15 protein-coding genes are annotated in these 21,236 nt (G+C 72.5%); 8 read left to right on the top strand and 7 right to left on the bottom strand.

The window, feature by feature from the left end; all coding sequences use genetic code 11:
• Positions 1-34: 34 nt before the first annotated feature.
• A complete protein-coding gene (locus tag H291_RS33025; protein ID WP_020017994.1) occupies positions 35-3,862 on the bottom strand; it encodes a S8 family serine peptidase in 3,828 nt (1,275 codons plus the stop codon).
• A gap of 204 nt (positions 3,863-4,066) precedes the next feature.
• On the opposite strand from H291_RS33025, the gene H291_RS33960 reads away from it, so the two are divergent.
• Together H291_RS33960 and H291_RS0126155 are read left to right on the top strand one after the other, a co-directional pair.
• Positions 4,067-6,919, top strand: coding sequence for a helix-turn-helix transcriptional regulator (locus tag H291_RS33960; protein ID WP_020017993.1), 2,853 nt, complete (start codon positions 4,067-4,069; stop codon positions 6,917-6,919).
• 127 nt (positions 6,920-7,046) lie between these two features.
• Positions 7,047-7,847 carry an SDR family NAD(P)-dependent oxidoreductase gene (locus tag H291_RS0126155; RefSeq protein ID WP_020017992.1) on the top strand — a complete coding sequence of 267 codons (801 nt, stop codon included), beginning with the start codon at positions 7,047-7,049 and terminating at the stop codon, positions 7,845-7,847.
• A 102-nt stretch (positions 7,848-7,949) separates the two neighbouring features.
• Here H291_RS0126155 and H291_RS0126150 read toward each other — a convergent pair whose 3' ends face one another.
• Complete coding sequence (locus H291_RS0126150) at positions 7,950-8,531, bottom strand: TetR/AcrR family transcriptional regulator (protein WP_020017991.1); 582 nt, start codon at positions 8,529-8,531, stop codon at positions 7,950-7,952.
• Between the two features lie 100 nt (positions 8,532-8,631).
• Here H291_RS0126150 and H291_RS0126145 point away from each other — a divergent pair, with 100 nt between their 5' ends.
• Genes H291_RS0126145 through H291_RS0126125 form a run of 5 tightly spaced genes read left to right on the top strand, consistent with a single transcriptional unit; the run spans position 8,632 to position 13,692 of the window.
• Positions 8,632-9,669 (top strand): LacI family DNA-binding transcriptional regulator, encoded by a 1,038-nt coding sequence (locus H291_RS0126145; RefSeq protein WP_020017990.1) that lies wholly within the window; start codon positions 8,632-8,634, stop codon positions 9,667-9,669.
• Positions 9,666-10,949: an extracellular solute-binding protein gene (locus H291_RS0126140; protein WP_020017989.1), complete on the top strand. Its 1,284-nt coding sequence runs from the start codon at positions 9,666-9,668 to the stop codon at positions 10,947-10,949. The genes H291_RS0126145 and H291_RS0126140 overlap by 4 nt, the downstream gene beginning before the upstream one ends.
• Positions 10,950-10,954: 5 nt before the next feature.
• On the top strand, positions 10,955-11,863 hold the full coding sequence (locus tag H291_RS0126135) for a carbohydrate ABC transporter permease (protein WP_020017988.1): 909 nt from the start codon (positions 10,955-10,957) through the stop codon (positions 11,861-11,863).
• A 1-nt stretch (position 11,864) separates the two neighbouring features.
• Positions 11,865-12,698 (top strand): carbohydrate ABC transporter permease, encoded by an 834-nt coding sequence (locus H291_RS0126130; protein ID WP_026366155.1) that lies wholly within the window; start codon positions 11,865-11,867, stop codon positions 12,696-12,698.
• Between the two features lie 22 nt (positions 12,699-12,720).
• The gene (locus H291_RS0126125) at positions 12,721-13,692 is read left to right on the top strand and encodes a glycoside hydrolase family 130 protein (protein ID WP_033328136.1); all 972 of its coding nucleotides are present in this window, start codon (positions 12,721-12,723) and stop codon (positions 13,690-13,692) included.
• A gap of 85 nt (positions 13,693-13,777) precedes the next feature.
• Here the strand turns inward: H291_RS0126125 and H291_RS0126120 are convergent, their stop codons facing one another.
• Genes H291_RS0126120 through H291_RS0126105 form a run of 4 tightly spaced genes read right to left on the bottom strand, consistent with a single transcriptional unit; the run spans position 13,778 to position 18,439 of the window.
• Positions 13,778-15,436 carry a glycoside hydrolase family 13 protein gene (locus tag H291_RS0126120; protein WP_020017985.1) on the bottom strand — a complete coding sequence of 553 codons (1,659 nt, stop codon included), beginning with the start codon at positions 15,434-15,436 and terminating at the stop codon, positions 13,778-13,780.
• Positions 15,437-15,468: 32 nt separating this feature from the next.
• Entirely contained in the window at positions 15,469-16,296 is an 828-nt protein-coding gene (locus H291_RS0126115) for a carbohydrate ABC transporter permease (protein WP_020017984.1), read from the bottom strand.
• Positions 16,293-17,174, bottom strand: coding sequence for a carbohydrate ABC transporter permease (locus H291_RS0126110; protein ID WP_020017983.1), 882 nt, complete (start codon positions 17,172-17,174; stop codon positions 16,293-16,295). The genes H291_RS0126115 and H291_RS0126110 overlap by 4 nt, the downstream gene beginning before the upstream one ends.
• Positions 17,175-17,185: 11 nt before the next feature.
• Positions 17,186-18,439 (bottom strand): ABC transporter substrate-binding protein, encoded by a 1,254-nt coding sequence (locus H291_RS0126105; RefSeq protein ID WP_020017982.1) that lies wholly within the window; start codon positions 18,437-18,439, stop codon positions 17,186-17,188.
• A 150-nt stretch (positions 18,440-18,589) separates the two neighbouring features.
• Here H291_RS0126105 and H291_RS0126100 point away from each other — a divergent pair, with 150 nt between their 5' ends.
• Positions 18,590-19,810, top strand: a complete 1,221-nt coding sequence (locus H291_RS0126100) for an ROK family transcriptional regulator (RefSeq protein WP_026366154.1) — start codon at positions 18,590-18,592, stop codon at positions 19,808-19,810.
• Positions 19,811-19,960: 150 nt separating this feature from the next.
• Here H291_RS0126100 and H291_RS33020 read toward each other — a convergent pair.
• A partial coding sequence (locus tag H291_RS33020; RefSeq protein WP_020017980.1) for a zf-HC2 domain-containing protein occupies positions 19,961-21,236 on the bottom strand: 1,276 nt, incomplete at its 5' end.

Genomic DNA, 21,236 nt, shown 5'->3' with positions numbered 1-21,236 from the left:
CGTGAGGTCTCGACAAGCTCGACCAGCGGTTCGCTCAGCCCAGCTCGACCAGGTAGGACAGCGTCGCCATGTCGGCGTCGCTCGTCATCTCGTCGAGCTTGATGTTGCTCTGGCCCGTGACGACGATCCGGGTCTGCGTGCCCGGACCCTCCGTGACGGCCACGGCGTTCGCCACGTCGCCGGACCCGCCGGCGTCGTACACCCCGGACCAGACCTGCTCGCCCGAGGCGGTGTCGTAGGCGACGGTCGCGAAGTCCTCCTCGGTGTCCGCCCCCTTGCTCTGGCCCGTGACCACCACGTGGTCACCGCTCGGGGTGAACGCCGCGGTGTACGCGACGTCGAGCCCGTGCCCCGACCCGTCGTACCGCGCCGACCAGCGCTTCTCGCCCGTCGCGGCGTCGTAGACGGCCGTGAGGTAGTCGCTGCCGGTGCCCTCGCCCCACGAGTTGCCCGTGATGACGACGGAGCCGCCGTCGGGGCTCACCACGACCGTGCGGGGCACGTCGGTGTCGCCGGTGCCGCCGTCGAGCCGCTCGGTCCACAGCGCCTCGCCGGTCTCGAGCGAGTAGCCGATGGTGACCCAGTCGGTGGAGTTCTCGGCGCTCTGGTTGTCGCCGGTCACCACGACGGTGCCGTCCGACGTGATCGCCACGGCGCCGCCCGAGCCGCCCTTGTCGTCCGGGCCGTCGTAGGTCGCGTCCCAGAGCTGCTCGCCCGTGGCCGCGTCGAACGCGACGGTGCCCCAGTCGATGAGGCTCTTGCCCTCGCCGCGGCTCTGGCCGGTGACCACCACGGCGGACCCGTCCGGCGACGCCGCGATGGCGCGCGCCGCGTCGGTCTCGCCGACCGGGCCGTCGTACAGGGAGCGCCACAGCTCCTCGCCCGTGGCGGCGTCGTACGCGACGGTGCCGTAGTCGGCGGCACCCTCGTCGTCGAGGAGCGACATGCCCGTGACGTAGACGGCCGAGCCGTCCGGGCTCACGGCCAGGGCCTCGCCGTAGTCGGACCGCCCCTTGGCGTCGTACACCGAGGTCCACCGGCGCTCGCCGGTGGCGGCGTCGTAGGCGATGGTGACGTAGTCGGACTCGTTGCCGTAGCCGCCGCCCGCGGCCAGCACGAACAGCGTGCTGCCGTCCGGGCTGATGCCGAAGCCGGTCTGGTCACCGCCCACCCCGGTGGGGCCGCCGTACACGTCCGACCACAGGGGCCGGCCCGTCTCCGCGTCGTAGGCCGCGGTCACCGGGGAGTTCTGGAACCCGCCCCAGCTCGCGGGCGACGTCTGGCCGGCGGTGTAGACGACCTTGCCGTCGGGCGAGGTGAGCGTCTCGTTGCCGTTGTCGTCGTTGGCGCCCAGGCCGTTCTCGCCGCCGTTGAACCGGGCGGTCCAGGCCTCGGCCCCCATGCGCAGCACGATGGGCGAGCGGACCGTGTGCCCGCCGCGGCCGTCGGACCACGTGAGGTGGCCGGCGAGCCGCGTGTTCAGGTCGGCCTCGCCGCGCGTGAACGTCACGGTGAACGACGCCGACCTCCCGGGCGACAGCGTGAGCTTGCGCGGGCTGACCTGCACCCCGAGCCCGTCCAGGCCGGTGACCTTCGCGGTGTAGGTGGCGCGCTTCTTGCCCACGTTGGTCACCGTGCGGGTGACGCTCTCGCCGTCGGCGGCCCGCCCGATCGCGATCGACGGGGTGTTCAGGTCGCTCGGCGCGAGGCTGTGCCCGTCCTCCTCCAGCGCGTCGCAGGTGGCCTGCTGCACGCCGTCGGTGGCACCGCAGAGGAAGGCGAACCAGTCCTCGACGTTGCTGTCGTACACCAGGCCGGGGTCGGTGGAGTCCTCCGCGGCCACGTGCCCGCCACCCTGCTGGAAGAGCGTGGCCGCGGCCTCGGGGTCGGCGTCCAGGACGTCCGAGCCCGTGGTCATCAGCGCCGACTTGACCGCCATGGGCGACCAGCGCGGGTTCTTCTCGACCAGCGCGGCCGCCAGGCCCGCCACGTACGGCGCGGACATGCTGGTGCCGCTCATCAGGTTGAAGTCCAGGCCCTGCTGACCGGGCGGCGCCACGGCGGCGAGGATGTCCTGGCCGGGCGCGGTGACGTCCGGCTTGAGGATGTCTCCGCTGCCGGCGAGCGCCGGGCCGCGCGAGGAGAACGCCGCCGTGTACGGGGCGGGCGTCGAGGTGTCGACGGAGGCCGCGGCGATGGTGGCCGTGGCGCCCGACGTCTTGGCGTAGGCGAGCAGCGCGTCGCGGTCGGTCGCGGCCACGTGCACCGACGGGACGGCCTGGACGTCGGTGTTGAGCGTGTCGCCCTCGAGGGTGTTCACCAGGACCATGCCGACGCCGCCGGCCTCGGCGACCGCGGCGCCCTTGCTCACGCGGGGGTTCTCGCCGCGGTCGCAGAGCACGATCTTGCCGGCCACCTTGGCGGGGTCCAGCGCGGGCTTGCCGTTGTTGTCGGCCGTCGTGAAGCACATGCCGGCGTTCGAGACCGTGGCCCCGGCCGCGGCGACGTCGCGCCCGTAGACGAAGGGCACCGGGCCCACTGCCTTCGGGGCCAGGGACGTGCCGGAGACCTTCGTGCCGTCACCGAGCGTCGCGGTGGAGCGGGCCGAGGTGGAGTGGGTGGCCGCCGCGACCGTGGTGATCCACGGGCTCGGGTGCGCCACCGTGCCGGACGCCGGGCCGCTGTTGCCCGCCGAGGCGGACACGAACACGCCCGCCTGGGCGGCGGCCAGGAACGCGAGCTCCATGGGGTCCAGGAAGTCGGTCAGGGTGCCCGAGACGGAGAAGTTGATGACGTCCACGCCGTCCGCGACGGCCTGGTCGATGGCGGCCACGATGTCGGAGGGGTACCCGTTCGCGGTCGAACCGTCCTCGGCGGACCACAGCGCCTTGTAGGCGGCGATCCGGGCGCGCGGCGCGACGCCGCTCACCGTGGAGCTGAACTTGTTGAGCGGACCGGTGACGGCGACGTCCTTGTTGCCGCCCGCGGTCGACGCGGTGTGCGTGCCGTGCCCGTTGTAGTCACGCGCCGACTGGAACTCCCACGGCATCTGCTCGGCGATGCCGGCGTCGCCGCCCCAGGCGTCGTTGAAGTGCCGGGCCGCGACGAGCTTCAGGTTGCACTCGTCGTCCCAGGAGTCGTCGCCGACCGTCCCGGCGTCGTCGCACTCGCCGTCGAACCCGCGCAGGCGCTGGTAGGCCGGGCGGCCGCGCTTGTCCCGGTCGGAGAAGCTGGCGCTGTCCGGCCAGATGCCGGAGTCGATGACGCCGATGACGACGTCCTCGCCCGCGGCGGCCGGCTTGCCGGGCCCGGCCGGGCCCTTGAACAGGGGCGCGTCGTCGGCGGAGGCGGCCGCGGTCTTGGGCTCGCCCCAGACGGTGATGCCCTCCTCGCCGTCGCCGTCCTTGTCAGCCGTGGTGGTGTGCACCAGGACGTCCTCGGTGACCGCCAGGACACCCGGCTCGGTGCGCAGCTCGGCGGCCTGGGCCGCCGTCAGCGACGTCGCGAACCCGTCGAACGAGTACACGTACTGGTAGAGCGGGTCCTTGGCGCCCACGCTCTGCAGCGCGGCGCGGTGCTTGCCGCGCAGGTGCTTGGCGTACTCGACGACCTCGGGCGCGGCCGGGTCGACCTTCTCGCCCTCGGCCGGCTTGGTGGCGGCCAGGCCGGCCACCCCGCCCGTGTACGTGGCGACGGGCTGCAGCGCCATCTGCACGATGTAGTTCTTCTTCGCCGTGGCCTCGGGCGGTGCTCCCGCCGCGGTGCTCGTCGCCGTCGCCGTGAGCGCGAGCGCGAGCGTCACCGCGGCCGCACGGCGCACATGCCCGCGTGACAGCCGGCGTTCGTCGGACCGTCGGTCCATGTGCCCTCCTTCAGATCGGCCACGGAGCATCCGCGGCTGATCAGTGAAGGTAATGGCGTCGATTGCCGGAAACATCAGTGCCATACACTGACTTTTGCCTCACGACGGGCACCACGGTCCCCGGGTACCACACGGAGGGAGCAGCCGTTGAGTCTCGACCACGCGACTGCACCACCGGCCAGGCCCCGAGTTTCACCCGTCCTGGTGGGCCGCACGAGCGAGCTGGAGTCCCTGGTCGACAAGGTCCGGGCCACGCCGTCCCTGGTCGTCATCGACGGCGAGGCGGGCGTCGGCAAGAGCCGCCTCGTGCGCGAGCTCGCCACCGACCCGGCGCTCGCGGGGATGCCCGTGCTGATCGGCCACTGCGAGCACCTGCAGGAGCCGCTGCCGCTCGCGCCGGTGCTCGACGTCCTGTCCCACCACGCCGACCTGGTGCGGCCCGGCGACTACAACCCGGTCGTGGGCGCGCTCGCGCCGCTCGTGCCCGAGCTGGGCGACCGGCTCCCGCCGCCGCCCCCGGAGCTCGCCGACCAGCGTGCCGCGCGCCACCGGGTGTTCCGGGCCGCCGCCGAGCTGCTCGACCGCATGGGCCCCGCGGTGCTCGTGCTGGAGGACGTGCACTGGGCCGAGAGCAGCACCTTCGACTTCCTGACCTTCCTGGCCGCGCACCAGCCCGCGGGGCTGTGCATCGTGCTGACGCTGCGCAGCGGCGGCAGCCCGCTGCCGGTCCGCGAGTCCTTCGCGCGCGCCGCGTCCGGGCCGCCGCTGGCGCTCACGCTCAGCCCGCTCGACCCGGCCGGCGTCGGGGAGCTGGCCGGGCGCATCCTCGGCACCGAGGTCTCCGCCGGGTTCGCCGCCACGCTCCACGAGCGCACGGGCGGCATCCCGTTCGTGGCCGAGGAGGTGCTCGGGGCCCTGCACGAGACCCCGCTGCCCGACGACGCCGCGCAGCAGGACGACGTGCTGACCGACCTCGCGGTGCCCACGGCCCTCCGCGACGTGGTGCTCGGCCGGCTGGACGGCGTCGCCGAGGGCACCCGCGAGGTGCTGGGCGTCGCCTCCGTGCTGGACCACCCCGTCGACGTCGACCTCATCGCGGAGGTCACCGGCCTGCCGCCCGCCCGGGTCGTGGAGGCCCTGGTCGACGCGATCACCGCCGGGCTGCTGCACGAGCAGGACGGGCAGGTGCGGTTCCGGCACGTGCTGGCCGAGCAGATCGTCTACGACGCCCTGCCCACGCCCACCCGCCGGCTGCTGCACCGCACCGTGGCCCGCGCCATCGAGGACCGCGACGGCCCGCGCCCGGTCGCGCGCCTCGCGCACCACTACCACCGCGCGGGCGACACCGTGCGGTTCGTCGCGTACGCCGAGGACGCCGCCGACCTGGCCGTCTCGCACGGCGACGACGCCCACGCCGCGCGCCTCCTGGTGCAGGCCATGGAGGCCGACCTGCCGACCGAGCAGCGCCTGCGCCTGGCCGTGAAGCTCGGCCGGGCGGCCGTGGACGGCCTCGCCCACGAGGAGGCCGTGCCGCTGCTGCAGCAGCTCCTGGCCGGTGAGCTGCTGCCCGGCGACGTGCGCGGCGAGCTCCGGTTCGCCCTGGGCCGCCTGTTCCGGCAGCAGGGCCTGGCCGACGCCGGCTATCGCGAGATCGAGCTGGCGCTGCCGGACCTGGCCGACAACCCCGCGCTGCTCGCCCGGGCGCTCGCGATCCTCGCCGCCCCGGAGACCGTGACCGACCGCCCGATGGCCGTGCACGCCCGGCGCGGCGAGCAGGCGCAGGACGCCGCCCGCCGCAGCGGCGCCGTCGAGGTGGAGCTGGCCGTGCGGATCGCGCGCGCCTCCCTGCTGATCGAGCAGGGCGACCCGGAGGGCTGGCCGCTCGTCGAGGCGCTGCTCGGCGACGCCGCGCTGCCCGCCCACCCCCGCGAGCACGCCCGGGCCTGCGTGAACTGGGCCCAGGCCGCGCTGCACGTGGGGCACGTACGCCGCGCCGAGCGGCTGCTCGCCGAGGGCCGGCGCGTGGTGGCGGCGGCCGAGTACCTGCGGGTCAACGACGTGATCGAGCTGGTGGCCGCCGCCGTCGACTGCGCGGCGGGCCGCTGGGGCGACCTGGCCGGCCGGGCGCACGAGCTCGTCGTCCGGCGCCCCGGGTTCGACGCCGCCTCGCTGGACGACCGCCTGCTGCACGGCGTCATGCTCGCCGCGTCCGGGGGCGCCTCCGAGGCCGCCGCGCACTTCACCGACCTGGTCGAGGACGCCGTCCGCGTGGGCGCCGTCTGGCCGCTGCTCGCCGGCCGCAGCGCGCTGGCCCGCCTGCTCCTGACGCTCGACGACGTCGAGGGCAGCGCCCACCAGGCCGACCTCGCCGTCGCTGCCGCCCGGCAGAAGGGCAACTGGGTGTGGGCCGCCGAGCCGATGCTGTGCCTGGTCGACGCGCTCGTCGCCCAGGGCCGCACACCGCAGGCCCGGGCGCACGTCGAGGAGCTCGCGGCCGGGCTCGGCGTCGTCGACGCGCCGCTGGCCCGTGCCGCCCTGCTGACGTGCCGCGCCGTGGTCGCGCGGGCCGACGGCGACCACGCGGGCGCCGTCGGGCTGCTGCGCGAGGCACGCGCGGTCGTGGTCGAGGCCGGGCTGCGCCCGGAGGAGTCCCGGGCGGTCGAGCGCCTGGGGGAGTGGCTGGCCGAGGACGGCGACGCCGAGGGCGCCGCGCTCCTGGAGGAGGCCCTGCGCGGCTACGGCGCGCGGGCCGCGAGCAACGACGTCGCCCGGGTCACGCGTACGCTGCGCCGGCTCGGGCTCCCGGTCCCGTACCCGTGGCGCGGCGGACGGCGCTCCAACGGGCTGGGGCTGTCGGGGCGCGAGCGCGAGGTGGCGCTGCTGGCCGCGCAGGGGCGGACCAACCGGCAGATCGCGGCCGACCTGTTCCTCTCGCCACGGACCGTCGAGAGCCACGTCCGCAACGCCCTGCGCAAGCTGGACTGCACGTCGCGGGCCGACCTCGCCGTCCGCCTGCTCGACGCCGCCGAGGAGGACCGGGCCCCGGTCGCGGGCTGAGGAGCGGTGTGCTCCAGATCACCTGGCCCACCCCTTCCTTCGTAAGTCTACAGTCGTAGACTTACGAAGGTGGGTGGGCGACGGCATCGGCACCACGCCGAGGAGCCCGCCCGATCGGAGGAGCACGATGGAGCTGAACCTGAGCGGCAAGCGCGCACTGGTCACGGGATCGAGCGCGGGCCTCGGCGAGGCGACGGCACGATTCCTGGCGGCCGAGGGCGCCGCCGTGGTGGTCCACGGGCGCGACAAGGACCGCACCGAGGCCGTGGCGGAGGCGATCCGCGCCGCGGGCGGCGACGCCACGGCGGTCCTGGGCGACCTCGCCACGGACGACGGCGCGGCCGACGTCGCGCGGGCGGCGACCGCGGGCGGGCCGGTCGACATCCTGGTCAACAACGCCGGGTTCTACCGGCACCTGTCCTGGACGGACGCCGCGCCGCAGGAGTGGGCCGACACGTACAACGTGAACGTCGTGTCCGGGGTGCGGATGATCCAGCACCTGGTCCCGGCGATGCGCGAGCGCGGCTGGGGCCGCGTCATCACGATCGGCGGCGGCCTCGCGCTGCAGCCGATGAACACGCACCCGCAGTACAACGCGACCCTGGCGGCGCGGCACAACCTGGCGGTCTCGCTCACGCGCGAGCTGGCCGGCAGCGGCGTCACGTCGAACGTCGTGTCCCCGGGCGCGATCCTGGTCGACGCCACGCAGGAGCTCGTCACGGAGATCGGGCCGGCGCGCGGGTGGGGGAACACCTGGGAGGAGATCCTCCCGAACGCCGTCGACGCGCTCATCCCGAACGACCGCCGGCGCTTCGGCAAGCCCGACGAGATCGCGGCCGCCGTCGCCTACCTGTGCGGCGACCTGGCGGAGTACGTCAGCGGGGCGACGCTTCGCGTGGACGGCGGGCTGATCAAGGGCGCCTTCTGACCCGTGCCGCCGGTCGGGCTTCCACCACTGGCATCCCGCTGGTCGAGCTTGTCGAGACCTCATCAGGTCTCGACAAGCTCGACCAGCGAGGGGGTTGCTCGCTCAGACAGGCCCCTCGACCAGCGCCGCCAGCGCCGGCCGCAGCACCTCGACCAGGCGCTCCTCGGGAACGTCGCGCAGCCCGTCCGTGCCGATCACGGTCCGCATCAGCCACGTGCCCGCGAGCATCGCCAGCACGAGCTCCGCGCGGGCGTCACGGTCGGCGCCGTCGAGCTGGTCGGTCAGCCGGGCGCCCACGTGGGTCTCGATGCCGCGCCGGATGATCGGCCCCGCCACCGGGTCGGACGCCGAGCGCAGCATCAGCAGGAACGGGTCCAGCACGTCGGAGCCCGCGGCGGTCCGGGCCGCCAGGCGCTCGGCGATGGACCGGGCGAGGTCGGCGTCGTCCTCACCCACGACGGTCGGGGGCGCGAACGACCGCTCGACCGCCGCCTCGAACAGGCCCTCCTTGGAGCCGAAGTACCGGTTGATCATCATGGCCGTCACCCCGGCCCGCGCGGCGATCTGCCGCACGCCCGCCGTCGCGTAGCCGTGCTCGGTGAACTCGGCCACCGCGGCGACGAGGATCGACTCCCGGGTCTGGGTCGCGTCACGGCGCCTGGCGGGCGTCTCGGTTCCTGTCACGCGGTCAGCCTACGTGGGCCTTCGCGACCCGATCATCAAACCGGTTGACCGTATCGTCAAACCGGTTTTACGTTGTCGGCCCCGACCACGGAGGAGTGCGATGGACAGGCCGACGATCGACGACGTCGCCCGCGCCGCGGGTGTCACCAAGGCGACCGTGTCCCACGCGTACAGCGGCAAACGGCCGATCTCCGCGACCACCAAGGCCCGCGTCTTCGCCGCCGCGCAGCGGCTGGACTGGGTCCCGAGCTCCCGGGCGCGCGCGCTGGCCGCGCGGCGTACCGACGCGGTGGGCGTCGTGCTGTCCCGCGACCCCACGATCCTGGCGTCCGACGCCTTCTTCCCGGCCTTCATCTCGGGGGTCGAGGCCGTGCTCGCCGAGCACGAGATCGCCCTGGTGCTGCAGGTCGCGAGCAGCCGGACGGCGGAGGAGCGCGCCTACCGGGCGATGGCGAGCGGGCGAGCGGACGGCGTGATCGTCCTCGACCTGCACCGCGTCGACTGGCGGGTCGCGTACCTGCAGCAGATCCGGCTGCCCGCGGTGCTGCTCGGCGCGTACGACGCCGAGAGCCCGTTCTCCAGCGTCCGTACCGACGACGCCACGCCCGTCCGGGACCTGGTCGCCCGCCTGCGCGAGCAGGGGCACACCCGGATCGCCCACGTGTCGGGCCCGCTCGACTACGTGCACTCGCACGCCCGCGCGGGGGCGTACGTCCGCAGCGTCGGCAGCAAGGAGCTGCTGCGCGAGGGGGACTTCACCGCCGGGAGCGGCCGCGCGCTGACCGCCGAGCTGCTCGACCTGCCCGACCGGCCCACCGCGATCCTCTACTCGAACGACACGATGGCCATCGCCGGCTTTTCCTACGCCCGGAGCCGGGGGCTCGTGGTCCCCGACGACCTCGCCGTGGCCGGCTTCGACGACGACCACCTCTCGGCTCACCTGAGCCCGGCCCTGACCAGCGTCTTCACCGACCCGTTCCGGAGAGGCCTGGTGGCCGCCGAGCGGCTGCTGGCCGACCTCGCCGGCGAGCCGCCCGAGTCCGTCACGGTCGACTGCAACGAGCTTCGCCTGCGCGCCAGCACCGCCGGTCCCGCACCCGAGGCACCCCACACCGAACTCGAGGAGGAGTTCTCATGATGCATCCCCGTCTTGCCGGCACCGCCGCGCTGCTCACCGCGGTCGCCCTGACCGCGGCCTGCTCGTCGGGCGGCGGCGGAGGTGACGGCGGCACGAGCCCGTCCGGCACCGGCCCGATCACCGTCTGGCTGTCCAACAACGAGCAGGAGGTCGGCTGGGGCCAGGACGTCGTCGACGCCTGGAACGCCGAGCACCCCGACGAGGAGGTGACGGCGCAGGAGATCCCGGCCGGGTCGTCGTCCGAGGAGGCGATCACCGCGGCGATCACCGCGGGCACGGCGCCCTGCCTGGTCTACAACATCTCGAGCGCCGCGGTGCCCGGCTGGGTCCGTCAGGGCGGGCTCGTGAACCTGTCCCAGTTCGAGGACGGCGCGAGCTACGTCGAGGAGCGCGTCGGCGAGGGCGCGCAGACCTACCTGACCGACGACGGCTACTACCAGCTGCCGTGGAAGTCGAACCCCGTGATGGTCATGTACAACAAGACCGTCTTCGAGGAGGCCGGCATCGACCCGGAGAACCCGGACATGGCCACCTACGACGACTTCCTGGCCGGCAGCCGGAAGATCGTGGAGTCCGGCGCCGCGGACAGCGCCATCTGGCCGTCGCCGACCAACGAGTTCTTCCAGCCCTGGTTCGACTTCTACCCGCTGTACCTGGCGGAGTCGGGCGGCACGCCCCTGGTCGAGGACCAGGCCGCGACGTTCGACGACGAGAACGGCAGGGCCGTCGCCGACTTCTGGGCGACGATCTACGCCGAGGGCCTCGCGCCCCAGGAGGCGTCGACCGACGACGCGATGTCGGCAGGCACCACCGCGATGCAGCTCGCGGGCCCGTGGGCCATCGCGTCCTACGCCGAGAGCGTCGACGTCGGCTTCATGCCGGTGCCGACGTCGGACGGCGAGGCGGAGCCCGTGACGTTCGCCGACTCGAAGAACGTCTCGATGTTCACCGCGTGCGAGAACCAGGCCACCGCCTGGGAGTTCCTCAAGTTCTCGACGAGCGAGGAGAGCGACGGCAAGCTCCTGGAGGCGACCGGGCAGATGCCGCTGCGCACCGACCTGGCCACGACCTATGCGGACTACTTCGCCGCGAACCCGTCGTACGAGGTGTTCGCCGACCAGGCCGAGCGCACCGGCGACGTGCCGAGCATCCCGAACTCGGTCGAGGTGTGGCAGGCCTTCCGCGACGCGTACTCGTCGGCCGTGATCTTCGGCAAGACGAGTGTGGACGAGTTCCTGAGCGGCGCCGCCGAGACGGTGACCGGGCTGGTCCAGGGCTGATCCGGGTGAGCACGGCATCAGCTGACCTGCGCACCACCCGGCGCAGGTGGTGGGGGCGGCAGCCGATCGGCTCGCTGTTCGCGCTGCCCTACCTCGTCTTCGTCGTCACGATCTTCGCCTACCCGCTCGGGTTCGCCGTCTGGATCGCGTTCCACGACTACTTCTTCACCGCGCCCGGTGTCGACGTGCCCAAGCCGTTCGTCGGGTTCGACAACTTCGCCGCCGTGCTCACCGACCCCCAGGTGCTGGAGTCGTTCCGGAACATCGGGGTGTTCCTGGTCATCAACGTGCCGCTCACCGTGGTGCTCTCCCTCGTGCTGGCCACGGCCCTCGACGGCGGCATCCGGTGGGCGGCGGGGTACCGCATCGCGTTCTACGTGCCCTACCTGACGGCGAGCGTGTCGCTGGTGGGCGTGTGGATGCTGCTGTTCTCGTCGGGCGGGCTGGTCAACTCTGTCCTGGGGCCGCTGGCCCCGGACCCGTCGTGGCTGGTCAACTCGTCGCTCGCGATGCCGAGCATCGCGCTCTTCGTGACCTGGAAGCAGCTCGGCTTCTACATCCTGCTGTACCTCGCGGCGCTGCAGGGCGTGCCGCGCGAGCTGCACGAGTCGGCCGAGACGGACGGCGCGAACGCCTGGCAGCGGTTCCGCAACGTGACCGTGCCGGGCGTGCGGGGCACCACGGTGCTGGTGCTCGTGCTCGCGATCATCACCGGCGCCAACCTGTTCACCGAGCCCTACCTGCTGACCAACGGCGGCGGCCCCGACGGCGCCTCCGTCACGCCGGTGCTGCTGATCTACCAGCGCGGCATCCAGCAGCAGAACCCGGACACCGCGGCGGCGATCGGCATGCTGCTGGTCATCGTCGTCGGCGTCCTCTCGCTCGCCGCCAACCGCATCAACAGGGAGCGCTGACATGCGACGACAACGCGGGACCTGGGTGCGCTACCTGCTGCTCACGCTGGCGGCGGCGGTGTTCGCCTTTCCCTTCTGGTTCATGGTGGTCGGGGCCTTCCAGGAGAGCCCGACCAACACCCCCGACCGGCTCCTGCCGACGTCCGGCTGGACGCTCGGCAACTTCGGGGCGATCGACTCGCGCATCGACCTGCTGGGCTCGCTCGGCAACTCGCTGATCTTCACCGCCGGCGTGCTGCTCGGCACGGTGACGTTCGGCCTGCTGGCCGGCTACGCGATGGCCCGGCTGGACTTCCGCGGCCGGGGCGCCACCTGGGTGCTCATGCTGCTGGTCCAGATGGTGCCGTTCCAGCTCCTGATGATCCCGCTGTACGTGCAGATCACCCGGGGCTTCGGCCTCGGTGACACGTACCTCGGGATGATCCTGCCGTTCGCGATCAACACGACCGCCGTCTTCATCTTCACGCAGTTCTTCAGGGCGCTGCCGCAGGAGATGTTCGAGGCGGCGCGGATCGACGGCGCGAGCGAGCTGCGCATCGTGTTCTCGATCGCGGTGCCGCTGGTCAAGCCGGCCCTGACCACGGTCGTGCTCGTCACGTTCATCGGGCCGTGGAACGAGTTCCTCTGGCCGTTCCTCATCACCAAGGACGCCACGCTGCAGCCGCTCGCGGTGTCGCTGGCGAACTACATCTCCAACGTGGCCCAGTCCACGGCCAACCCGAACGGCGCGATCCTCGCGGGCGCCACCACGCTCGCGTTCCCCGTCGTCATCCTCTTCTGCCTGTTCCAGCGGTACTTCACCGCATCCAACATCGGCTCCGCCGTGAAGGGCTGACCCACATATGGACGTCACCAGCATGTTCACCCACGCAACGTTCCCGCTCGGACCGTTCGTCCCCTACGAGCACAACCCGATCCTGCGCCCGCGCGGCGGCACCTGGGAGTCGGCGAACCTCTACAACCCGGCCGCCCTGGTGGTCGACGACGAGGTGGTGCTCCTGTACCGCGCGCACGCCGAGGACATCGTGTCCCACATCGGGCTGGCCCGGAGCAGCGACGGCTTCCACTTCGAGCGCGAGGCCGAGCCCATCCTGTCGCCGTCCGAGGACTACGAGCGCTACGGGTGCGAGGACCCGCGCATCGCGTACATCGACGGCACGTTCTACCTCACCTACACCGGCTGGGACCGGCACAGCGCCCAGCTCTGCCTGGCGACGTCGACCGACCTGCACGACTGGACCAAGCACGGGCCGATGTTCGAGTCGTTCGACACCTTCGCCACCGTGGACCCGCGCGGCTTCAACTGGTCCAAGGCCGGCGTCATCGTCCCGGCGCGGATGCAGGGCAAGTGGTGGATGTACTTCGGCGAGGGCGCCATCTACTGGGCCACCAGCGAGGACCTGATCCACTGGACGCCCGGCACCCCCGACACCGAGCCCATGTACTCGCCGACACCGGGGTCCTTCGACGCCGACCTCGTCGAGATCGGCACGTCACCGGTGCTGACCGAGAACGGTCTGCTCGTCATGCTCACCAACGGGGCGACGCGCGTCATCAACCCCGACGGCAGCGTCGACGTCGACTACCGGTGCGGCCAGATCGCGATCGACCCCGACAACCCGACGCGGGTGCTCGCCCGGCTCCAGGAGCCGTGGCTCAAGCCGCAGACCTTCGAGGACCGCAACGGGCTGGTGTCCAACGTGACGTTCGTCGAGGGGCTGGTGCAGTTCCAGGGAAGGTGGCTCGCGTACTACGGCCAGTCGGACACGACGCTCGCCGTGGCCGTGCACGACCCCGAGCGGCCCTGGGGCGCGACGCTGGGGGTCTGACGGGGCTCACCAGCGACCATGCGGCTGCTGCCAGGACGAGCTCCGTCCTGGCAGCAGCCGCATGGTCACGTGGCGCCGCGCGGGGTTACCTCGTCCGGACCCACGCCGTCGTCGCGCTCGGCAGCAGGCCGTCGGCCAGCGGCTCGCTGGTGACCAGCACCTCGCCGGCGGGCAGCGCCTGCGGCTCCGCGGCGAAGTTGGTCACCACGTGCCAGCCGCCCGGCCGCACGAAGTGCACGACGTCGTCGGGCGCCTCCACCCACTCCAGCGTCTCGTCCGACTGGAGCTCGTGCCGCAGAGCGAGCGCCGACCGGTACAGCTCGAGCGTCGAGCCCGCGACGCCGTCCTGCGCCTCGACCGACAGCTCGCCGTAGCCCGCGGGCTGCGGCAGGTGCGCCCCGGCCGGGCCGAAGCCGAACGAGGAGCCCCCGCGCGTCCACGGCAGCGGCACCCGGCAGCCGTCGCGGCCCGGGTCCACGCCCGGGTTCCGGAAGAACGCCGGGTCCTGGTGCTGTTCCGCCGGGATGTCGGCGACCTCGGGCAGCCCGAGCTCCTCGCCCTGGTACAGGTACGCGCTGCCCGGCAGGCCCAGCATGAGCAGCGTCGCGGCCCGCGCCCGGCGCAGGCCCAGCTCGACGTCGGCGGTGGGCTCGGTGCCGCCCGACAGCAGCCAGTCCCGGCCCTGCTTGCCCGGCTTGCCGTCGCGCGGTGGCAGGGCGTAGCGGGTGGCGTGCCGCACGACGTCGTGGTTGGAGAACACCCACGTCGTCGACGAGCCGGACGCCGCGGACAGCGCCAGGTTGTCCGTGATGATCTTCCGGAACTGGGCCGCGTCGAAGTCGGCCTCCAGCAGGTCGAAGTTGAACGCCTGGCCCAGGCCGTCGGCGCTCGCGTACCGGGGCCGGCGGGGCGTGTCGACCCAGGCCTCGGCCACGGCGATGCGCGGCGGGGTGTACTCGTCGAAGACCTTGCGCCAGCCGGCGTAGATCTCGTGCACCTCGTCGCGGTCCCACAGGGGGTGCGCGCCGGGCTCGGTGATGGCGTCCAGCTCGGCCTGCGACGGCAGGTTCTCGGCGAGGTCCTTGGTCAGGCCGTGCGCGACGTCGATGCGGAACCCGTCCACGCCCCGGTCCGACCAGAACCGCAGGGTCTGGTGGAAGTCCTCGCGGACCTCGGGGTTGTCCCAGTTGAAGTCCGGCTGCTCCTTGGCGAACAGGTGCAGGTACCACTGGCCGTCGGGCACGCGCGTCCAGGACGGTCCGCCGAAGATGCTGGTCCAGTCGGCCGGCGGCTGCGAGCCGTCCTCGCCCAGGCCGTCGCGGAAGACGTACCGCTCCCGCTCGGGGCTGCCGGGCGCCGCGGCCAGCGCCTGCTGGAACCAGACGTGCAGGTCCGAGGAGTGGTTGGGCACGATGTCGACGATCACGCGGATGCCGGCGCCGTGCAGCGCCTCGACCATCTGGTCGAACTCCTCCAGCGTGCCGATCCGCGGGTCGACGTCGCGGTAGTCGGCGACGTCGTACCCGCCGTCGGCCAGGGCCGACGGGTAGAAGGGGCTCAGCCAGACGGCGTCGACGCCGAGCCGCTGCAGGTACGGCACCCGCGAGATGATGCCGCGCAGGTCGCCGATCCCGTCGCCGTTCGCGTCGGCGAAGCTGCGCGGGTAGATCTGGTAGACGGTGGCCTGCCGCCACCAGGTGGGGTCGTCGACGAGGAGCTGCTGCTCGGCGAGGGTGTCGGTCACGGTGCTCGATCCTTTGCTGTTCGGGGACTGGGTCACTTGATCGCGCCCTGGGTGACGCCCGCGATGACCCAGCGCTGCGTGAACACGTAGGCGAGGATCGCGGGGGCCATGGCCATCAGGTAGGACGCGAACGAGATGTTGTAGTTGCTGGAGAACTGCGTCTGGAAGATCTTCTGCACCACGGGCACGGTCTGCAGCGACGGGTCGGCGATGATCAGCGACGGCATCATGAAGTCGTTCCACGAGCCCAGGAACGAGAAGATCGCGACGGTGGCGCTCATCGGGGCCAGCAGCGGGAAGACGAGCCGCCAGAACGTCTGCATGGTCGTGGCGCCGTCGAGGCGGGCGCTCTCCTCGAGCTCCGCGGGCACGGACCGCAGGAAGGCTGTGAACAGGAGCGTGTTGAACGACAGGCCGAACGCGATGTGCAGCGCGACGACGCCCACCGGGTTGTCCAGCCCGAGGTTACCGGTGAGCTGCACCTGCGGCAGGGCGACCACGGGGAACGGCACGAACAGCGCGGCCAGCACGTAGTAGAACGCCAGGCGCACCCAGCGCCGCTCCCAGTTCCGGGCGAGCGCGAAGGCGAACAGGCTGGACAGCAGCACGTTGCCGACGACGGCGAGCACGGTGATGAACACCGAGACACCCAGCGCGCGCGGGAAGTTCGTCAGGGTCCAGGCCTCGGCGAAGTTGTCCCAGCTCAGCGGCCACGGCAGCGAGAACGCGTTGCCGTCCACGGCCTGCTGGTTCGTCTTGAGCGCCATGGTGACGGTCACGTACAGGGGCACCAGGACGGACAGGGCGGCGACCGAGAGCAGGACCGTCGCGCTCCAGCTCGTGCGCTCGTGGCGGATCATGCCTTCTCTCCTCGCTGCGTGAACCGGAGCTGGACCAGGGTGATCGCGACGACGATCAGGAAGAAGATCGCCGCGTTCGCCATCTGGAAGGCGTAGTCGCCGCCGGAGAAGCCGGTGAAGATGGTCATCGCGATGCTCCGGGTGCTGGTGCCGGGGCCGCCGTCGGTCAGGCCGACGATGATCTCGTAGGCGTTCAGGAAGTTCTTGACGCCGAGGATCATGTTGATCGCGACGTAGCCGGCCACGAGCGGCAGCGTGATGTGCGTGAGGCGCCGCAGGGGCGTGGCGCCGTCGATGTCGGCGGCCTCGTAGACCTCGCGAGGCACCGTGACCAGGCCCGCGATGTAGATGAGCAGGGTGCCGGGGATGGCGCTCCACGTCGTCACGATCACGATGGCGACCCACGCGAGGTCGGGGTTGACCAGCACGCTCGTCGAGAGCCAGGGGATGCCGAGCGCCGTGCCGAGGGCGGGCAGCGAGTTCGAGAACAGGAAGTTGAACACGTACGCGATCACGATGCCGGAGATGACCATCGGCAGCACGAAGATCGCGCGCAGCGCCGTCAGTGCCCGGATGCGCGCCGTCAGGCCGAGCGCCAGCAGGAACGCCAGGACGTTCACCGCGAGCACGGTGACGATCGCGAAGCCGAACGTGAAGGCGTAGCTCTGCAGGATCGCCGGGTCCTGGAAGATCGCGACGTAGTTGTTCAGCCCGATGAACTCCCAGGTGCCGAACCCGATCGAGTTCGTGAAGCTCATGAAGAGCCCCATGACCGTGGGCAGCGTGATGGCCAGGGTGAACAGGGCGAGGGTGGGGATGATGATCCAGAGGTACACGGGATCCATCCGGCGGCGGATGACCGGTGCGGTCGTCGTCATGGTCCTGCCTCTCAAGCGCGGAACGCGAGTCGCGCCCAGTCGGCGTCCACGCCCGCGAGCGTCGAACGGAGGTCGGCGCCCAGCACCATCGACTGGACGTGGTTGGCCAGCGGGATCGCCAGCGGTACGAGCTGGGACGGGCCGAGGTAGAACCGGCCGTCGTCGTAGAACTCCTGCATGTCCTGGATGCGCTCGTCGGTCGCGGGGGCGGCGTCCGTCGTGGTGCCGAAGCCCAGGAACTGCGCGTTGAAGTCGTCCATCTGCTCGGCCCGCATGAGGTAGGCGACGAAGTCGCGTGCCGCCTCCTGCTGGCGCGACCCCTCGGGGATCCACAGGGCCAGGTCCAGGTTCACGCGCACCTTGCGGTCGTCCGGGTCCTCCGTCATGGGCAGCGGGAAGGTGCCGAGGCTGAGGTCGGGGTCGGTCTTGGCGAGCTCGCCGAACACCCACGGCCCCTGGAGGTACATGGCGGCCTCGCCGCGCGCGAACGCGAGGTTGCCGTCGGGGTACGCGCGGCTGGCGGCGTCGGCCTGGTGGAAGGGCACGAGCTCGCGCATGCGCTCCATCGGCTCCAGGAAGTCGCGCTGAAAGGAGCGCGGAGAGTCCGGTCCCACCGCGGTGCCGAGCTCGGTGATCGCGGCGAAGAACTCCGGGACGTCGATCAGGCCGCCGAGCGCGTAGTCGAACATGCCCTGCGCGAGCGTCCAGTTGTCCTTGAACGTGCCGTACAGCGGCGCGACGCCGGCGGCCTGGAAGGTCTCGCACGCCGCGAGGAACCCGGTCCAGGTGGTCGGCACCTCGACGCCGTGCTCGTCGAAGATCGCCCTGTTGTAGATGACCGACTCGGCGGCGACCGAGAAGGGGAGCACGTTCGTGCGGCCGGGGAAGGTCGCGTACTGGTCGGCGAGCTGCTGCACCTCGGGGCGGATGCGCCCGGCCTCCGGCATGTCGGAGAGGTCGCTGAGCACGCCGCGCTCCATGAAGCGCGCCATCTCCATGTTGTAGTTCAGGCAGCCGACGTCGGGCGGGCTGCCGCGCAGGAACGCCGCCTGGAGGTTGGTGGCGGTGTCGAGCACCACGCGGGCCGCGGACTGCTCCTGGTTGTACCGCGCGACCAGCTCCCGGAAGTACGGGATGGACTCGGGCTTGGAGCTGTGGAACCGCACTATGGCGCGGTCGTCGCTCGCGCAGCCGCTCAGGCCGAGGCCGACGGCGCCCGCCGCCGCGGCGGTCAGGAAGGCGCGCCGCGACAGGGGCGGCGGCATGGACAATGGGGTTCTGGGCACGTCGTTGTCTCCCGGAGGGTGTCTTCCACCTGCTGCTCGGGGAGGACTGCTCCAGCCTCACCGAGTTTATGCAAGCATTAGATTTAATGCTTGGATTAAGCATCCAGGGTCGAGCACGAAAGGTCAAGCGTGAGTCGAGCACCCCAGAGCGGGTCGTCGTCCGGACTGCTGAGACGCATCAACACCGTGGGCGTGCTCGAGTTCGCCTGGGACCACGACGTCTTCACCGCCACCGAGGCGATGGAGGCCACCGGGCTCACGCGCTCCACCGTGATCAGCCGGTGCGCGGAGCTGATCGAGCTCGGCTGGATGCGCGAGGTCGAGCGCGTGCCCGAGGCCCTCGGCAAGGGCCGGCCCGCCCGCCTCTACCGGCTGCGGGCCGACGCCGGGTACGTGGTCGGGGTCGACGCCGGCCAGCACCGCGTGCTCGCCACGGTCTGCGACCTGCGCGGCGCCGAGGTGGGCCGGCAGGAGCACCCGATCGACCCGGAGCACGACAACGCGGCCGACCGGCTCGCCCTCACCGACACGACGATCGAGGAGGCGCTCGCGTCGGGCGGCGTCGACCCGGCGCGCGTGCTGGCGATCGCCGTCGGCGTGCCGGCGCAGACCGACGTGGACGGCGCCTCGCCGCCGGGGCAGAACGAGTTCTGGGCGCGCATGAACCCCGGCTTCGCCGCGCACTTCCGGGAGCGCGGCTGGCACACGACCGTCGAGAACGACGCCAACCTCGCCGCGCACGCCGAGCGCGCCCTCGGGGCCGGGCACGACGCCCGGTCGTTCGCGGCGCTGCTGTCCGGGGAGCGGTTCGGTGCCGGCATCGTGGTGGACGGCGCCCTGGTGCGCGGCAGCTACGGCGGCGCCGGCGAGATGCGGCTGCTCGACTACGTGGTCGGCGTCGGCAGCCCGCACGGCATCGGCTACCTCGCGCGTACCTGGGGACGGGAGGCGCGCGAGTCCGGCGACCTGCCCGCGGACAGCACGCTGGGCGCCCTCGCCGTGGACGCGATCGACGCCCCCGCGGTGTTCGCGGCGGCCGCGGACGGCGACGTCGGCGCGGTCGCCGTGGTGGACCGGCTGGCAGACCGGCTCGCCCGGGTGTGCGCGGTCATCGACGGGATGCTCGACGTGGACCGGATCATCGTGGCGGGCGGCGTGGCGCCCGTCGTGGGAGACCTGCTGCGGCGGACCGCCGTCGTGCTGGAGGGGATGGTGCACCCGCCGGCGCCGGAGCTTGTGGCGTCGTCGTTCGGGGCGGACGCGGTGATCGTGGGCGCGTCGACGCTGGCGCTGGATCGGGTCAGGACGGGGGCGCTGGACTTCGTGCCAGGGAGCGTCGAGGGGGAGTAGGGGGCTGCGCCGCGGGTGGCGCGGCAGGTTCGGCAGTTGGCACTGAAGTCGGCTCAGGGCTGAGCCGATCTCGATGCCGACTGCCGACTCCGTCGTGCAAACTGCCGACCGCCGATCAGCACCAGGGCTCGGCAGGGGCGTCGGTCTCGGTCAGCGGCGAGGGAACCCGGTGTCCTTGCCGTGGCCCGAACCCCGACCCTTGGCGTGGTCGGTGCCAGGACCGTTGCCGTGACCGTGCCCCTTGCCGGCACTCTGGCCCTTGCCGTGGCCCGAACCCTTGCCCTTGCCGGAACCCGAACCCTGACCCTGGCTGTTTCCGGCACCGTGGCCTGAGCCCTTGCCGTTGCCGGAACCTGGGCCCTGGCCCTTACCGTGGCCATTGCCCGGACCCTTGTCGTGGCCCCTGCCGTGTCCGTTGCCGTGCCCCGGACCCTTGTCGTGCCCGTGCCCGTGCCCGTTGCCCTTGCCCGGGCCCTGGTTGTTGTCCTTGCCCGGGCCCTTGCCGTGGTCGTTGCTCGGGTTCCCGGGCGGGCCGCCCGTGTGGCCCTTGTCGGGCGGGCCGGACGTCGGCGGCTTCTCGGGCTTCCCCGGGCTCGGCTTGGCAGGGCTCGGCTTGGGCGGTTCCTTGGGCTTGTCCGGCTTGGGCTTCTCCACCGCCGGGGCCGGCGTCGCCCGCGGCGCCTCGGGGCGGGACTCGGGCTCGGGACGCTCGTGCGGCTTCGCGACGGCCGCCGGCTCGACGGCCGCGACCGGTGCCGTGACCGGCTCGGCCGCCGGGGGTGGGTGCGACTTCTCGTCGGCAGGCCCCGGGGTGTGTGGAGGGTCGGTGGGTTCGGTCTGCGGCGGCGCCGGATCGCGCGGCGGGTTCGTTGCGGGAGCGTCCGAGCCGCCTGAGGGCGGCGGTTCCCCGACGGCCTGGATGGACATGCTGGCGGGCAAGCCGGCGATCAGGGCCGCCGCGCCGGCGCCGAGCACGAGCGCGGCGACCACGCCCGCTGCCACGGCGGCGTGCTTGGTGCCGAACGAACGCGGCCTGGCCGTGCCGAGCGCCCCGCCCGCCGTGCCGATGGCGGCGGTGCCGACGGCGCCGGTGGCCACGCCGCCGGCGATGAGGTGCTGGCCGAGGTCGCGGAGCATCCAGGAGACCTCGCGCACGTCGATGAACGCGCGGGTGCATTCCCCGCAGCCGTCCATGTGGACCTCCAGGCGTCGCTGCCGTCGGGGCAGCAGGCGTCCTTTGAGGTAGTCGTGCATCGCGGCGCGGGTGGTGCGGCACTCGGGTTCGTTGACGTTCTGGGCGTGCGCGGCGGCGAACGCGCCGGCGAGGCGTTCCTCGGCGCGGCGCAGTCGCATGGTCACGGCGTGGGGGCGTACGCCGAGGTCGCCGGCGATGTCGGTGACGGCCATGTCGTGCACGTGGCGGTCC

Origin of the sequence: Promicromonospora sukumoe 327MFSha3.1 (genome assembly GCF_000385135.1) — a bacterium.
GTDB classification, from domain to species: Bacteria; Actinomycetota; Actinomycetes; order Actinomycetales; family Cellulomonadaceae; genus Promicromonospora; species Promicromonospora sukumoe_B.
Note: the sequence above shows the minus strand (reverse complement) of the source record. Positions and strands in the feature narration are given on the sequence as shown.

Bases quoted from the DNA above. Each gene is read 5' to 3' on its own strand.
- H291_RS0126105 (WP_020017982.1), bottom strand. From the start codon at position 18,439: ATGCCGCCGCCCCTGTCGCGGCGCGCCTTCCTGACCGCCGCGGCGGCG.
- H291_RS0126125 (WP_033328136.1), top strand. From the start codon at position 12,721: ATGTTCACCCACGCAACGTTCCCGCTCGGACCGTTCGTCCCCTACGAG.
- H291_RS0126115 (WP_020017984.1), bottom strand. From the start codon at position 16,296: ATGATCCGCCACGAGCGCACGAGCTGGAGCGCGACGGTCCTGCTCTCG.
- H291_RS0126130 (WP_026366155.1), top strand. From the start codon at position 11,865: ATGCGACGACAACGCGGGACCTGGGTGCGCTACCTGCTGCTCACGCTG.
- H291_RS0126140 (WP_020017989.1), top strand. From the start codon at position 9,666: ATGATGCATCCCCGTCTTGCCGGCACCGCCGCGCTGCTCACCGCGGTC.
- H291_RS0126155 (WP_020017992.1), top strand. From the start codon at position 7,047: ATGGAGCTGAACCTGAGCGGCAAGCGCGCACTGGTCACGGGATCGAGC.
- H291_RS0126110 (WP_020017983.1), bottom strand. From the start codon at position 17,174: ATGACGACGACCGCACCGGTCATCCGCCGCCGGATGGATCCCGTGTAC.
- H291_RS33025 (WP_020017994.1), bottom strand. From the start codon at position 3,862: ATGGACCGACGGTCCGACGAACGCCGGCTGTCACGCGGGCATGTGCGC.
- H291_RS0126145 (WP_020017990.1), top strand. From the start codon at position 8,632: ATGGACAGGCCGACGATCGACGACGTCGCCCGCGCCGCGGGTGTCACC.